Source organism: Pseudoalteromonas sp. SIMBA_162, from assembly GCF_046535955.1.
In the GTDB taxonomy this organism is placed as follows: Bacteria; Pseudomonadota; Gammaproteobacteria; order Enterobacterales; family Alteromonadaceae; genus Pseudoalteromonas; species Pseudoalteromonas marina.
Genome location: NZ_JAWJBQ010000330.1, coordinates 1 through 276, shown reverse-complemented (window position 1 = coordinate 276; position 276 = coordinate 1). Strand labels below are relative to the sequence as shown.

1 protein-coding gene is annotated in these 276 nt (G+C 50.7%); it reads right to left on the bottom strand.

The window, feature by feature from the left end:
* The coding region (locus R0J88_RS19915; protein ID WP_410900864.1) for a hypothetical protein at positions 1–193 on the bottom strand (193 nt) is incomplete at its 3' end.
* Between the last annotated feature and the right edge of the window lie 83 nt (positions 194–276).

Below are 276 nucleotides of genomic sequence, written 5' to 3'. Positions count from 1 at the left end.
GGATATTACCATCGTCAATGACAAAGTTATCGGGATAAGGTCCGATAAAGTAAGTTTCAAGCTCGCTGGCAAGGAGGTCCCTGATCCTGATGAGGGGCACGCCTTCTTCTTGTGAAAACCCTTCTGATGGGAAGGGGAAGCCAGAAAGGACGTTGGCGTAATCGCCAAGCTGGATTGATTTCCTATCAGACATATCCCAGCCCCTTCAGATACTGCTTAAGCTCTTTAGCGGCGGCATCCCGCTCAGCCTCGATATCGGCTAGTGTCACCCTGTAC